The organism is Solirhodobacter olei (assembly GCF_004010155.1).
GTDB classification, from domain to species: Bacteria; Pseudomonadota; Alphaproteobacteria; order Rhodobacterales; family Rhodobacteraceae; genus Solirhodobacter; species Solirhodobacter olei.
In genome coordinates this window covers 82,352-96,174 of the sequence record NZ_RRYH01000018.1, presented here as the reverse complement: position 1 = coordinate 96,174, position 13,823 = coordinate 82,352, and the positions used below count along the sequence as shown (strand labels likewise).

The window sequence follows — 13,823 nt, the reverse complement described above, 5'->3', positions numbered from 1 at the left end:
CTCAGCTCCTTTCCTGGCGGCGGCGGAGCGTCGTCTCCAGCCAGCGCATCGCGGGCGTCAGCAGGAAGCGGGCGAGGATGTAATAGATCACCAGCGCCGCGCCGAAGGACTGGGCCGAGAGATAGGTGGAGGCGTTGATCTGCTTGGACTGGAACATCAGGTCCGTCACCGAGATCAGCGCGACCAGCGCGGTGCCCTTCAGAAGCTCGATCAGAAGGTTGCCCCAGGGCGGCAGCATGATCAGCAGCGCCTGCGGCAGGATGATCCGCCGCATCCGGCGGGCGGGGGACATGGAAAGGGCATAGGCCGCCTCCCACTGCCCCCGCGGCACGGCCTGGATCGCGCCGCGTACCAGCTCTGCCCCATAGGCGCCGAGGTTCATGCCGACGGCCATGAAGCCGGCCGCGAATTTCGGCAGCGTGATCCCGAAGAGCGGCAGGACGAAGAAGATCCAGTAGAGCTGCACGAGAAGCGAGGTGCCGCGGAAGATCTCGATATAGATCACCGCGACGCCTTTGAGGGCGAGGTTGCGGGAGAGCTTCATCAACCCCGCCGCCACGGCGATGGCCACGGCCACCACGGCGGCGAGGAAGAACTGCTCGACCGTCACCAGCGTCCCGTCGAGAAGACGGGGGCCGAAGGTCTGGAGGAAGTGCCAGAGAGACATCTCGGCCCCCGCGGGTCAGTCAGGTCGTCGGTCGATCTCGGCTCAGCGGTGGGCGCAGACCCAGGCGGTGGTCTTGCCGCCGGGCAGCGAGGCCTTGGTGTAGCCGTACTGCGCGACCGACTTCAGCATCGCCGGCGTGCCGAGGTACTTCTTCTGCGCCGCGTCGAAGGCCTTCACGAAGTCGGCGTCCGCCTTCTTGAAGCCGATGCCGATCCAGTTCATCGAGCTTTCCGGCATCTTGCCGGGATCGGTGACCTGAACCTTGTCCGGCGCGCTCTGGGCGAGCTGCTCGGCGGCGAAGAAGGTCATGGCGCCCGCGTCGGCGCGGCCGGACTTGACCGCGGCGAGGATCTCGGTCGGGCCGGGCACCGTCATGATGTCGGAGGCGGGAACGCCGGCCTCTTTGGCCTGGGCAATGTTGGAATAGCCCGCGCCGGTAGCCATGATGGCGCCGGCCTTCTTGATGTCAGTGTAGTTCTCGATGTGCTTCGGGTTGCCCTTGGCGACGATGAAGGCGTCGCCCACGCGGCCCATCGGCTGGGAGAAGTCCACGTTCTCGCAGCGCTTCTTCAGGATGTTCATGCCGCCCGTAATGATGTCGAACCGCCCGGCGTTGAGGCCCGGGATCAGCCCGCCCCAATCGGTCTCCACCGGCTCGATCTTGGTGTAGCCCATGTTCTTCAGCACGGCGAGGACATAGGCGTTCACGAAGCCCTTGGGCGCGCCGTTGTCGCCGGGATAGGCGAAGGGTTTTTCGTTGGCGAAACCGATTCGGATCGCCTTGCCCGCCTTGGCGCGCTCCATCAGCGGGCCGGCGAGCGCGACCGCCGCCGAGGTGCCCAGAAGCAGGCCCGCCGTGGCGAGGGTCTTGAGGATGGAAGATTTCATGTCGGGGCCTCCGTGTCGGGTTCAGATGTCGATTTTCCGTTGACGCTTCTGTGGCGCCTTGATCATGTTGTATACAACATCATGCAGTTTCCGATTCTGTCAAGAATGGTGCTGTGGTGGTGGTCTGTATTTGTTGAGAGCATCAATAATGGGCAGGACGGTTGCCCCCGCGTTGTGTACAGGTTTCAAGATCGGGCATCCGCCCGGCCTCGCGACGCGTGTTTCGGCCTTGTCGCCGGAACCGGCTTTGCCTTTCATGGCGGCGGCCCGCGGCGCGGCGTGGCCCGGCCGGAAGTTCAAGGGGGACATGTGAGCGCTCTGACTGACACGAAGGAGATCCTGGCGGAGCTGATCGGCTTTCCCACAGTCTCGGCCGACAGCAACCTTGGCCTCATCGCCCGCCTGGCCGAACGGCTGGAGGCGGCGGGGGCGCGCTGCGAGGTGTTCCTCGACGCGAGCGGCACCAAGGGCAACCTTTTCGCCACGATCGGGCCGGAGGTGGACGGCGGGATCCTGCTGTCGGGCCATACCGACGTGGTTCCGGTGGCCGACCAGGACTGGACCTCGGACCCGTTCGAGATGGTGGAGCGGGCGGGCCGCCTGTATGGCCGGGGCGCCTGCGACATGAAGGGCTTCATCGCTGCCGCCGTGGCGATGGCGCCGGTGTTTGCGGAGACGATCGGCGACCGCCCGGTCCATTTCGCCTTCACCCATGACGAGGAGGTCGGCTGCCTCGGCGCCAAGGCGCTGGTCGAGGTGCTGCAGACCCGCGAGATCCGTCCCGCCGTCGCCATCATCGGCGAGCCGACGGAGATGCGGATCATCGAGGGGCACAAGGGCTGCTACGAATATTCCACCCATTTCACCGGCTTCGAGGGCCATGGCTCCGACCCGGACCGGGGGGTGAACGCGGTGGAATACGCGGTGCGCTATGTCGGCCGGCTGCTGGAGCTGAAGGAACAGCTCAAGGCGCGGGCGCCGGAGGGGTCGCGCTTTGAGCCGCCCTGGACGACGATCAACACCGGCGCGCTGGTCGGCGGGGTGGCGCATAACGTGATCCCCGGCAAGGCGCGGGTGGACTGGGAGATGCGGCCGGTGCAGGGCGCGGACGCCGATTTCGTGAAGGCGGATCTGGAGGCGTTCTGCGCCGATGAACTGCTGCCCGCGATGCGCGCTGTGGCGCCGGAGGCCGGGATCGAGCTGGAGGTCATCGGCGAGGTCTGCGGGCTGGAGCCGGCGGGCGCGGCCGAAGCGCGGCGCGTCGTCTCCGAACTCACCGGGGCGCAGACGGCCGACGTGGTACCCTTCGGCACGGAGGCGGGGCTTTTCCAGCAGATGGGCATGTCGGTGGTGGTCTGCGGGCCCGGCTCGATCCAGCAGGCGCACAAGCCCGACGAGTATATCGAGATGGTGCAGATCGACCAGTGCCTGGCGATGCTCGGCCGGCTCGCCGAGAGGCTTGCGTGATGCCCGAGGAGGACAGCGCCCGCGGGCGGTTCGGCAAGATGTATCACGAGATCCGGATGCGGATCTGCCTGCTCGACTACCCGCCCGGCACCCGGCTTTCGGAAGAGGCGATGGCGCGGGAGTTCGGCGTCAGCCGCACGCCGCTGCGCCGCGTTCTGGGGCGGCTGGAGGCGGAGGGGCTGCTGCAATCGGTGCATGGCGTCGGCACGCTCGTCACCGATGTCGAGATCGAGGAGCTGATCCAGGTCTACCGGCTGCGCACCGAACTGGCCGAACTGGCGGGCCTGCTCGATCCGGTGCCGCCCGACGCGAAGCTGATCGCCTCGCTCGACGGGCTGGTGGCGCGGGCCAAGGCGCTGGTCGCGCGGCCCGATCCGCGGGGCTTTGCACAGCTCAACATCGACTTCTTCGAGGCGCATATGGCGCTGACCGCGAACGAGCCGCTGCGCGAGATCAGCCGCAGGCTGTATTACCAGACCCACCGGATCTGGCTGAAATCGGTGACCAGCCGGCGGATCGACCTGGTCGAGGAAGTGCAGGTCTTCGACCGCGAGGTGGAGGATTACGTCCGCGCCCTGCGGATCGGCGATCTGGAGGCGGCGGCGCATGTCCACCGGGCGCATATCTCGATGAGCTTCACGCGGATGCGGAAGAACGCAGCCTGAGGCGCGGGTCCGCGCGGGCGTTCAGCGCCGGCCGCCGCCGCGCCAGCGCCAGCCGCCCTCGGTCTTGCGCCAGGCGATGGCCGAGAACACGGCCAGCGCGGCGAGAAGGACGGCCAGCCGCTCTGCCCCCCGAAGCGCGAAGGTTGCGAGGATCAGCACCGCGACGAGAAGCGCCGTTGCCGCCCAGCCCTGCCAGGTGATCGGACGGCCCGCGCCGAAGCCGAAGCGCTTGGCGGCGAACCAGGGTTTCGGTGGGGAACCTGTCATGGCGCATCCCTCCCGCCGGCCAGTGTAGCCGCGCCGTGCCGCCGGGCAAGTCACGCGCTCAGGACGTCGCGCGGGCGGCGGGGCCGGGCAGGCGGGCGGGGCCGAGCCAGAACCGCGTCATCATCAGCGAGGCGGCGGCGACGAGGCCGACGACGAGGCCGAGCCAGAGGCCCGTGCCCCCCATGTGCAGCGGGAAGGCCAGCACGTAGCTTGCCGGGATGCCGATGCACCAGTAGCTGACGCCCGCCATCCACATCGGAACCCGCGTGTCCTGTACGCCGCGCAGCAGGCCGAGCGCCATCACCTGGCTGGCATCGGCCACCTGGAACAGCGCGGCAACCAGCAGAAGCCGGCTTCCGAAGGCCAGGATCTGCGGCGCCAGCGGGTCGCCCGGGCGGATGTAGAGGCCGATCAGCTCTTTCGGAAGCGTCAGGAAGATCGTCACGCAGACCGCCGCGAAGACCAGCGAGAGGCCGGTGGCGGCCAGCGCCGCGGCGCGCATCTCGCCCAGGGCGCGGCGCCCGTGGGCGCGCCCGACCCGCACGGTCGCGGCCTGCGACAGGCCGAGATGGACCATGAAGGTGATCGAGGCCAGCTCCAGCGCGATGCCGTGGGCGGCCAGCTGCACGGTGCCGATCCAGCCCATCATGATCGCCGTGGCCTGGAACAGCCCGCCCTCGGAGACGCTGGTCAGCCCGATCGGGTAGCCGAGGCGGAATACGCGGAAGAAATACTGCCAGTCCGGCCGCCAGAACCGGGTGGCGAGCTGGAAATGCCGCAGTTTCGGGTGAAGGAGCGCATATGCCGCGACGACGATCAGCGTCAGGATCTGGGTGCCGAGCGTCGCCGTGGCCGAGCCTGCCGCCCCCATCTCCGGCGCGCCCCAGTGGCCGAAGATGAAGGCCCAGTTCAGCGTCGCGTTCATCACCACCCCGGCAAGCGTGGCCCAGAGCACGATATGTGTCCGCTCCAGCGCGGCGAGGAAGCTTTTCAGCACCATGACGAAGAGCGCGGGCGCCATGCCGAACCCGGCGATGCGCATGAAGCTTTGCGCGGTGGCCGCGGTCTCGGGGGTCTGGCCGAGGGCGATGAAGATCGGCCCGGCATACCAGAACACCGGCAGCACCAGCGCGGAATAAAGAAGCGACAGCCAGAGCCCCATGCGGGTGGCGCGGCGGGTTTCCACCTCGTCCCCGTCGGCGGAGGCGACCATAGGCATCACCGCGACCCCGAAGCCGGAGCCGAGGATGAAGAGGATGAAGAAGGACGAGGCGCCAAGCACGACGGCGGCCAGGGCCGGCACCGAGTACCACCCCATCATCACCGTATCGGTGACATGCAGCCCGACCTGCGCGAGGTTCGATCCCACCAGCGGCAGGCCGAGCCTCAGAAGCGCGCGGGCCTGGACCGGAAACCGCGTCTGATTGTCTCCCATGCCAGTGCCTTAGCCGAGGGGCGGGGGCGGGGCAAGCTCTCCGTCAGGTTGCGTTTCAAAGGGGGGCGGGAGGCGAAGGGCGGGGGGAAGTGGCCGCCCGCGCGGCGGCCCTTCCGCTTGGCGGCGGGGGGGCCTAGTCTCCGCCCGATCATTGACGGAGGGATTCATGGTCACGCTTTACGGTGTCGCCCGCTCGCGCGCCTCGCGGCCGCTCTGGATGCTGGCTGAAATCGGCATGGACTATCTGCATGTGCCGGTGATCCAGGCCTATCGACTGGACCAGCCGAAGGCGGCGGATGCGCCGCTCAACACGGCCTCGGCCGAGTATCTGGAGATCAATCCGCAGGGGCAGGTGCCCTGCCTCGTCGACGGCGACCTGGTGCTGACCGAATCCCTCGGCATCGACCTTTACCTGGCGCGGCGCTACGGCGGGCTGCTGGGGCCGCAGACCGATGCCGAATCGGCGCTGATGATCCAATGGGCGCTGCATGCGGTGACCGGGATCGAGGGGCCCGCGCTGGAGATCACCTTCATCCAGCGCGACGGCGGCGATGCGACGCCCGAGGGGCAGGCGGTGATCGCGGTTGCGGCGGAGAAGCTGCGCCGGCCGTTCCGGCGGCTCGACGCGCATCTGGCCAAGCACGACTGGATGGTGGGCGACCGCTTCACCGTGGCCGATATCAACAGCGCCGAATGCGTGCGCTACGCCGAGGGGCACCCGACGCTGCTTTCGGAATTCCCGCATCTGAAGGCCTGGTACGAGCGTTGCCACGCCCGGCCCGGGTTCAGGAAGATGTGGGAAATGCGCGAGGCGGAACCGGCCTGAGGGAGATGCCGTGAGGAGGGCCGGTGCCCGTCCGCGGGGGGTAAACGGTGCGCAATGAATGCGCACCCTACCCGGACCGGACGGGGCATTGGCTCAGGCCTTCACGTAGCGGCTCCAGGGGTGTTCCTCGCGGAAGCCCAGGACCTCGCGGATCTTGCGGTTGGAGAACAGCGCCTCGCGCGGGCCCAGGTCGCGCGTGACCGGCACGCCCTTGTAGAACCGGTCGAGGATTTCCTGCGTCGTGAGGTTGACGGAGGTATCGTCGTTGCCGGCGTTGAAGACCTGGAAGCCGAGCCCGTCCTTCTTCAGGCAGAGATCCACGATCTGGCCCAGGTCGCGGGCGTCGATGTAGCAGAAGGCGTTGCGCAGCCGCACCTCCGGCTCTGCGAAGAAGCCCGAAAAGAGGGTTTCGTATTCGTGCGGCTCGATCACGTTGCCGATGCGGAGCGCGTAGATATCCGCCCCCGAGCGCAGCGCGAAGGCGCGCGCGGTCGCCTCGTTCACCACCTTTGACAGGCCGTAGCTGTCCATCGGGTCGATGTCGTAGTCTTCCTCCAGCGGCAGGGATTTCGGGGCGCGGGGCCCGTCGGCGAAGCAGATGCCGTAGGTCGTCTCGGACGAGGCGACGACGACCTTGCGGATGCCGAGCTTCACCGCCGCCTCGATCACGTTGTAGGTGCCGATGGTGTTGACGCGGAAGGTTTCGTTGTCGGGCGCGATCAGGATCCGCGGGATGGCGGCGAAATGCACCACCGCGTCGAAGGTCGGGGTGCCGGTGCCGGGCTCCAGCTCGTCGAAGCCGGCGTAAGCGGTCAGCGCGTTGAACATCTGCCCGCTGTCGGTGATGTCGGCGGTCAGGTTGTCGACGCCGGGATGGTCGAGCGGCGTGAGGTCGACGTTGAGGACGCGGTGGCCCTGGGACAGGAGATAGGGGATGACATGGCGGCCGGCCTTGCCGGAGCCGCCGGTGAAGAGAATGCGCATGATTCAAGCCTCCGATTTCAGGTTTGCCCCGTTATCGGCGCGAGGGGCGGGGAGGGCAAGACCGGGCCCGGGCGGGCCCGGACCGGGGGCGCATGAATAAGCCCGGAGAAGATCCCCGGGCTTGGTGCCGCCTATGGGCGGAATGTTCCTTGGCCGAAGATCGGCTCAGAGCAGTTTCAGATCGCCCGCGGAGGAGCGGCCGTCGCGGCCGGCCTGCAGCTCGTACGCGATCTTCTGATTGTCGTTGAGCCCTTTCAGCCCGGCGCGTTCAACGGCCGAGATATGGACGAAGACGTCCTTGCCACCATCATCGGGAGCGATGAACCCATAGCCCTTGGTGCTGTTGAACCACTTCACGGTGCCCGTCGGCATGCCGTTTCTCCTTACTAATTCCCCCGCCGCGGGAGTGCGACGGGTCGTGCAGCCCGGTCTTCCAAGTCGTCCGGCTGCCTGAATCAGGAGGCGGTCTTTAAGAAGCGGTCGTCACAGCCCGATATGATGACGCATCCGTGAGAAGAATCAAGAACGAACGAATTGCTCCGTTTCCGACGAATGTCGAAAACGGGGCGCGCTGGAACGCTGGCGGGCCGATCACCCGATATATATCGGCGGAAAACCGCCGGGGGGCTGGGCCGGAGTGGGGCGGCCCAGGTAAAAAGGCGCGAGGGCGCAGGGGTTAGCCCCGCGCGCGGGCGCCGGTGTCAGCGCAGGTCCGGCGCCACGGCCTCGGCGGCGAGCGCGTCGAGGACGGCATCCAGGCTCATCGTTTCGGTGCGGGTCTCGCCCAGCCGGCGGACGGAGACGGTGCGTTCCGCCACCTCGCGCTGGCCGATGGCGAGGATCACCGGCACCTTCCCGAGCGAGTGCTCGCGGACCTTGTAGTTGATCTTCTCGTTGCGGGTGTCGGCCTCGGCCCGGAGGCCGCGGGCGTTCAGCGCCCTGGTGATCTCCGCCACGTAGTCGTCGGCGTCGGAGACGATGGAGGCCACGACCACCTGCCGCGGCGCCAGCCAGAAGGGCAGCTTGCCGGCGTAATGCTCGATCAGGATGCCGAGGAAGCGCTCGAACGAGCCGAGGATGGCACGGTGGAGCATATAGGGCATATGCTTCATCCCGTCCTCGCCGACATATTCGGCGCCAAGCCGGCCCGGAAGCTGCGCGTCGACCTGGAAGGTGCCGCATTGCCATTCCCGGCCGATCGCGTCGGTCAGCTTGAAGTCGAGCTTGGGCCCGTAGAAGGCGCCGTCGCCGGGATTGATCTCATAGGCGAGGCCGAGATGCTCGATGGCGCCCTTCAGCGCGCCCTCGGTGCGGTCCCAGTCGGCATCGGTGCCGATGCGGACATCGGGCCGGGTGGACAGCTTGATGTCGAAGCTCTCGAAGCCGAGGTCGCGGTAGACCGAGGACAGCAGCGAGATGAATCCCGCGCATTCCGCCTCGATCTGGTCCTCGGTGCAGAAGATATGCGCGTCGTCCTGGGTGAAGCCGCGCACCCGCATCAGCCCGTGCATGGAGCCCGAGGATTCATAGCGGTGGCAGGAGCCGAATTCGGCCAGCCTGAGCGGCAGGTCGCGGTAGCTCTTGAGGCCCTGGTTGTAGACCTGGACGTGGCAGGGGCAGTTCATCGGCTTGAGCGCGTTGATGCGCTTTTCCTTCGCGCCTTCCTCGTCCACCTCCACGATGAACATGTTCTCGCGGTAATTGTCCCAGTGGCCGGAGCGTTCCCATAGGACGCGGTCCACGACCTGCGGGGTCTTGATCTCCTTGTAGCCCGCGCCGCGGAGGCGGCGGCGCATGTAGGCCTCCAGCTCGCGCCAGATGGTCCAGCCGTTGGGGTGCCAGAAGACCATGCCGGGGGCCTCTTCCTGCAGGTGGAAGAGCTCCATCTCCTTCGCAAGCCGGCGGTGGTCGCGCTTGGCGGCTTCCTCCAGCATGTTCAGGTAGGCCTTCAGATCCTCGCGGTTCTTGAAGGCGACGCCCTGGATGCGCTGCAGCTGCGGCCGGGTCACGTCGCCGAACCAGTAGGCGCCGGAGACGCCCATCAGCTTGAAGGCGTCGGCCGGGAGCTGGCCGGTCGATTGCAGGTGCGGCCCGCGGCAGAGGTCCTGCCAATGCCCGTGCCAGTACATTCGGATCGGCGCGTCCTGCGGGATGCGATCGATCAGCTCGACCTTGAAGGGTTCGTCCTTGGCCACGTAATGGGCGATCGCGCGGGCGCGGTCCCAGATCTCGGTGCGCACGGGGTCGCGCTTGCCGATGATCTCGCGCATCTTCTTCTCGATCGCGCCGAGGTCCTCGGTGGTGAAGGCCTCCGCGCGGTCGAAATCGTAGAACCAGCCGTTCTCGGTGACCGGGCCGATGGTGACCTTCACCTCGGGCCAGAGTTCCTGCACGGCGCGGGCCATGACATGGGCGAAGTCGTGGCGGATCAGCTCGAGCGCCTCTGCCTCGTCGGCCATGGTGTTGATCTTGATGGCGCAATCGGCCTCGATCGGCCATTGCAGGTCCCAGTGCTGGCCGTCGACGGTGGCGGAGATCGCCTTCTTGGCGAGCGAGGGGGCGATGGCGGCGGCCACTTCGGCGGGGGTGGAGCCGGCCGGGAAGGCGCGCACGGAGCCATCGGGGAAGGTCAGGGAAATGGAGGGGGAGTCTTTGGCCATTGCGGCACTCCTCGTCGGTTTGGCGCCCACGGAACGCCCGGTTGCGGGTATGATGCGGTCTCTCTGCGCCGGGCGGGCGGGGATGTCAACGGGGGCGGGGAAGAGAGCCGGTCCTTGTCCGTTGGGGGGCGATGAACGGTGCGCAATAAATGCGCACCCAACGCGGAGGAGGGGCAGGGGCCGTGCGCGGGTGGGCGCTGGCCCGGCGGGGCTCGCGCGACGCTGTTTCGGGCCGGGGCTCAGTTGATGCGTTCGATCAGGGCCTGTGCGGCGGCGGGGTTGGCGACTTTGTGGCCGGCGATGACGTAGAGGAAGACGTCTCGCGGCCCTGCGGCAGGTGCGGGGCCGAAGGTTTCCAGCCCCTCGGGGACACCGCCCTGGGCCCAGGTCCCGGCCCGGGCGGCCCAGCGGTCGAGCTCTGCCGGGGCGTAGCCGAGCGCCTCTCCCTCTGCCGTGCCCATGATGCGCGCGTAGACGAAATCGGCGGTCGGATCGGCGATCTGGGGGAAGTCGGCATCGCCCGCCGTGATCACCGCCACGCCATGTTCGCGGGCGAGCGCCACGAACTCCGCGCATTGGAAACTCGGGTGGCGGACCTCCACCGCATGGCGCAGGCGCAGGCCGCCGGCTGAGGGGGGCAGGAGCTTCAGGAAGGCCGCGAAATCCTCGGCGTCGAACCTCTTCGTCGCCATGAACTGCCAGTTGATCGGGCCGAGCTTGGCCTTCAGCTCGGTGATCCCGGAGGCGAGGAATTTCTCGACCGAGGGTCCCGCCTCGGCCAGCACCCGGCGGTTGGTGGCGAAGCGCGGACCCTTCAGGGCGAAGACGAAATCGTCCGGTGTCTCGTCATGCCATTTGGCGAAGCTTTCGGGCTTCTGGCTGCCGTAGTAGGTGCCGTTGACCTCGATGGAGGTCAGGCGGCTCGCGGCATATTCCAGCTCGCGCCGCTGCGGCAGGCCGGCCGGGTAGAACGGCCCGCGCCAGGGCTCGAAGGTCCATCCGCCGATGCCGATCCTGATCCTGCCCTGTGCCATGCGCCCCTCCCTCGTTCCGGCGGAAGATAGCGCGGCGCGGCGCGGGGGCGAGGCCCATTCCCGCCCCCGCGGCCCGGCGGCATTGTCCTGCGCGGCGATCCGTTGGAGACTTCGGGGCGACTCGTGGGGAAGGGGAGCGTGGCATGACGAAGGTGGTGGCTTTTTTCCCGGAGGCGGCCTTCGGGCCGGCGCTCAACTCGGTGGGCATCGCCCAGGCGGTAGAGGCGCGCGGGCACAGGGCGGTGTTCCTGTCCGATCCGGGCTTCGTGGAGGTCTATCGCGGCTACGGCTTCGAGGCGCATCCGGTGAACCTGTCGGAGCCGATGCCGGCGGAGCAGATGGCGAGGTTCTGGGAGGACTTCATCAACAGCCATATCCCGAACTTCCGCAAGAGCCCGATCGACCAGTTGGACAATTACGTGAAGGATTGCTGGGCCGCGATCGTCGACAGCGCGAAATGGGCCGAGAAGGACCTGCCGGGCGTCCTTGCCAAGATCCAGCCGGACCTGATCTGCGTCGACAATGTGATCTTGTTTCCTGCAATCAAGCAGTTCGGGGTGCCATGGGTGCGGATCATCTCCTGCTCGGAGAACGAGATCGAGGACCCGGCGATCCCGCCGCACCTGTCGGGCTGCGCGGCGGCGGACCACGCCTGCCATGCTGCGTTCCGGGCGCGGTTCGAAGAGGTGATCGGGCCGATCCACGACGATTTCAACGCCTTTCTGGGCCGCTGCGGGGAGGCGCCCTATCCGGCGGGGCAGTTCTTCGAGGCCTCGCCCCATATGAACCTGCTGCTCTACCCCGAGGCGGTGAAGTTCGACCGGGCCGAGCCGCTCGATCCGGAGCGGTTCCAGTATCTGGAGGGCTGCGTCCGGCACGAGGCGCCCTATGAGGTGCCGATGTTCCGGGAGAACGGCGACAGGCCCCTGGTCTACGTGAGCTTCGGAAGCCTTGGCGCGGGGGATGTGGACCTGCTGAAGCGGCTGATCGACGTGCTGGGGCGGCTGCCCTACCGGGCGCTGGTGAATGTCGGGGACTATGCGGGGGAATACCACGATCTGCCGGGTAACGTGCTGATCTCGAACTGGTTTCCACAGCCTTCGGTGATCCCGCAGGTGGATGCGGTGATCCATCACGGCGGCAACAACTCGTTCACCGAATGCCTCTATTTCGGCAAGCCCGCGATCATCATGCCCTTCGTCTGGGACGGCCATGACAACGCGACGCGGGTGGAGGAGACCGGCCACGGCTTCAAGCTGCCGCGCTACGACTGGAGCGAGGTGGAACTGGCGGAGAAGCTGTTCTCCTGCCTCAACGATCCGGACCTGAAGGCGCGGCTGGCGGCGACCAGTACGGCGATGCAGGCAGCGGAGGGGCCGCGCAAGGCGGCGCGGATTCTGGACGGGATATTGAACCGATGACCACTGTACCTTTGATGCGCAACCCCTTGGCGACGCAGGATATTGTCGACTGGGGCGTGGTGCCGACGATGATCGAGGGCGAAAGCCGCGTCTCGGGCCGGGTGATCCACAAGGGGCCGGGGGGTGCCTCGGAATGCGGGCTGTGGATCTGCACGCCGGGGGTCTGGCGCTGCGAGGTGGAGCGGGACGAGTTCTGCCACTTCCTCGAGGGGCGGGCGACCTATGTGCATGACACGGGCGAGGTGATCGAGATCACCCCGGACACGGCGGCGGTCTTTCCTGCGGGCTGGGCCGGGGTCTGCACCGTCCATGAGACCGTCAAGAAGGTCTACATGATCCGTTAAGGTTAATGCCGGGGTGCGGCGGGGCGGAGCCCTGCCGTGAGCTTCGTGCTGCAAGCCGTTGGGGTGGCTTGGAAAACGGGGTGCCGATTCAGCACAGCTTTGGCACCGCTTTGGCACCGTAAGCGTACCGTATTTCGGGACGGGGGTCGTGGGGTTTGCGCAACGGGTCTTGCGGTGAGCGGTGCGCGATGAATGCGCACCCTACGCGGTGAAAAAGGGCCAGGGTGCGTCCGCGGGGGGGGGCGCTCGCGGAAGTGCGGGTCTGTCCGTTTATGGCGCAAAGAACCCCTTCGGTTTGCCGGGATCCTGACTCACCAGAAGCGCCCGCCCTTGGGGGCGGACGGGCGCTGGCCCGGCGTCGCTGCGCGACGCTGTTTCGGGCCGGGGCAGGCTTTATCCAGCCTCGGCGGGCCAGCTGTCGATCTCCTCGGCGACGAGGCGCTGGAGCTGCCACAGGTTGCGGTCGCGGATGCCGTGGGCCTCGAGCGCGGCGACCGTGTTGTGAAGGTATTCGGTGGAGGATCCGGCGTGGCCGCAGGCATGGGCGATCATCTTCGCGGCCCGCGCCGGGGGCAGGCCGCGGCGGATGCGCTCTCCGGTCGGGCCGGCCCAGAAGACCAGCGCGCGGGCGGGGCCGGCCTCGGTGCGGATGCTGATCCAGCGGACCATCTCGCTGAACTCGGCGTAGGGGGTCTCGCGCCGGACCATGGCCTCGAGCGCGGCCTGCGCCTCGGCCTCGGGCGCTTCAAGCGCCACGCCGGTGCAGGAGCCGCCGGAGACGATCGCCAGCATCAGGCCGGGCGTCTCGGGGGTGCCGCGCCAGCCGTCGATCTCGATGCAGAACTGGCGGTGCCAGCCGGGGGCCGTGGCACGGTGGCGGGCGGCGAAGTCGAAGCCCGGTTTCCAGATCAGCGAGCCATAGGCGAAGACGTAGAGCGGGCCGGGCGGTTTCTCTGCCAGAAGCTCTGCCGCGCGGGCGGCGATGTCCTCATCGGTCAGCGGCGTGCGGCCGGAGGGGCCGGGATCGGGCACGACGCGCAGGGTGCGGTCGACATGGGCCTGGGTAAGATGCGGGCCGGCGGCGGCGGTGCGGGCGGATGAGGAAGGCATGGCGCGATGACGCCGCCAAAGGCGGGGAGTGTCAAGCCGGTAGCGGCGGCCCCTG

At 67.9% G+C, this 13,823-nt stretch carries 14 protein-coding genes; 5 read left to right on the top strand and 9 right to left on the bottom strand.

Going from position 1 to position 13,823, the window contains the following annotated elements; genetic code table 11:
- Window position 1: 1 nt before the first annotated feature.
- Both ehuC and EIP85_RS14060 read right to left on the bottom strand, forming a co-directional pair.
- Window positions 2–667, bottom strand: coding sequence for an ectoine/hydroxyectoine ABC transporter permease subunit EhuC (gene ehuC, locus EIP85_RS14065; protein WP_127902826.1), 666 nt, complete (start codon window positions 665–667; stop codon window positions 2–4).
- Between the two features lie 42 nt (window positions 668–709).
- A complete protein-coding gene (locus tag EIP85_RS14060) occupies window positions 710–1,555 on the bottom strand; it encodes a transporter substrate-binding domain-containing protein (protein ID WP_127902825.1) in 846 nt (281 codons plus the stop codon).
- Window positions 1,556–1,864: 309 nt separating this feature from the next.
- Between EIP85_RS14060 and argE the strand changes: the two genes are divergently transcribed.
- Entirely contained in the window at window positions 1,865–3,022 is a 1,158-nt protein-coding gene (gene argE, locus EIP85_RS14055; protein ID WP_241560021.1) for an acetylornithine deacetylase, read from the top strand.
- The gene (locus EIP85_RS14050; RefSeq protein WP_127902823.1) at window positions 3,022–3,687 is read left to right on the top strand and encodes a GntR family transcriptional regulator; all 666 of its coding nucleotides are present in this window, start codon (window positions 3,022–3,024) and stop codon (window positions 3,685–3,687) included. Before argE ends, EIP85_RS14050 begins: the two co-directional genes overlap by 1 nt.
- Before the next feature lie 21 nt (window positions 3,688–3,708).
- Here EIP85_RS14050 and EIP85_RS14045 read toward each other — a convergent pair whose 3' ends face one another.
- Together EIP85_RS14045 and EIP85_RS14040 are read right to left on the bottom strand one after the other, a co-directional pair.
- Window positions 3,709–3,954 (bottom strand): hypothetical protein, encoded by a 246-nt coding sequence (locus tag EIP85_RS14045; protein WP_127902822.1) that lies wholly within the window; start codon window positions 3,952–3,954, stop codon window positions 3,709–3,711.
- A 58-nt stretch (window positions 3,955–4,012) separates the two neighbouring features.
- On the bottom strand, window positions 4,013–5,389 hold the full coding sequence (locus EIP85_RS14040) for an MATE family efflux transporter (protein WP_127902821.1): 1,377 nt from the start codon (window positions 5,387–5,389) through the stop codon (window positions 4,013–4,015).
- Window positions 5,390–5,555: 166 nt separating this feature from the next.
- Here EIP85_RS14040 and EIP85_RS14035 point away from each other — a divergent pair, with 166 nt between their 5' ends.
- The gene (locus EIP85_RS14035; RefSeq protein ID WP_127902820.1) at window positions 5,556–6,215 is read left to right on the top strand and encodes a glutathione S-transferase family protein; all 660 of its coding nucleotides are present in this window, start codon (window positions 5,556–5,558) and stop codon (window positions 6,213–6,215) included.
- Between the two features lie 93 nt (window positions 6,216–6,308).
- Here the strand turns inward: EIP85_RS14035 and EIP85_RS14030 are convergent, their stop codons facing one another.
- The 4 genes from EIP85_RS14030 to EIP85_RS14015 all read right to left on the bottom strand — a co-directional run bounded on the left by EIP85_RS14030 (window position 6,309) and on the right by EIP85_RS14015 (window position 10,893).
- Window positions 6,309–7,199, bottom strand: a complete 891-nt coding sequence (locus EIP85_RS14030; RefSeq protein ID WP_127902819.1) for an NAD-dependent epimerase/dehydratase family protein — start codon at window positions 7,197–7,199, stop codon at window positions 6,309–6,311.
- Window positions 7,200–7,364: 165 nt separating this feature from the next.
- Entirely contained in the window at window positions 7,365–7,571 is a 207-nt protein-coding gene (locus EIP85_RS14025) for a cold-shock protein (protein WP_127902818.1), read from the bottom strand.
- A gap of 329 nt (window positions 7,572–7,900) precedes the next feature.
- Complete coding sequence (thrS, locus tag EIP85_RS14020; protein WP_127902817.1) at window positions 7,901–9,859, bottom strand: threonine--tRNA ligase; 1,959 nt, start codon at window positions 9,857–9,859, stop codon at window positions 7,901–7,903.
- Window positions 9,860–10,098: 239 nt separating this feature from the next.
- Window positions 10,099–10,893: a DUF72 domain-containing protein gene (locus EIP85_RS14015; protein ID WP_127902816.1), complete on the bottom strand. Its 795-nt coding sequence runs from the start codon at window positions 10,891–10,893 to the stop codon at window positions 10,099–10,101.
- Between the two features lie 143 nt (window positions 10,894–11,036).
- Between EIP85_RS14015 and EIP85_RS14010 the strand changes: the two genes are divergently transcribed.
- Both EIP85_RS14010 and EIP85_RS14005 read left to right on the top strand, forming a co-directional pair.
- Complete coding sequence (locus EIP85_RS14010; RefSeq protein ID WP_127902815.1) at window positions 11,037–12,314, top strand: glycosyltransferase; 1,278 nt, start codon at window positions 11,037–11,039, stop codon at window positions 12,312–12,314.
- On the top strand, window positions 12,311–12,658 hold the full coding sequence (locus EIP85_RS14005) for a cupin domain-containing protein (protein WP_206615540.1): 348 nt from the start codon (window positions 12,311–12,313) through the stop codon (window positions 12,656–12,658). The genes EIP85_RS14010 and EIP85_RS14005 overlap by 4 nt, the downstream gene beginning before the upstream one ends.
- A 393-nt stretch (window positions 12,659–13,051) precedes the next feature.
- On the opposite strand, the gene EIP85_RS14000 is transcribed toward EIP85_RS14005, so the two are convergent.
- Entirely contained in the window at window positions 13,052–13,768 is a 717-nt protein-coding gene (locus tag EIP85_RS14000) for a gamma-glutamylcyclotransferase (RefSeq protein WP_127902814.1), read from the bottom strand.
- Between the last annotated feature and the right edge of the window lie 55 nt (window positions 13,769–13,823).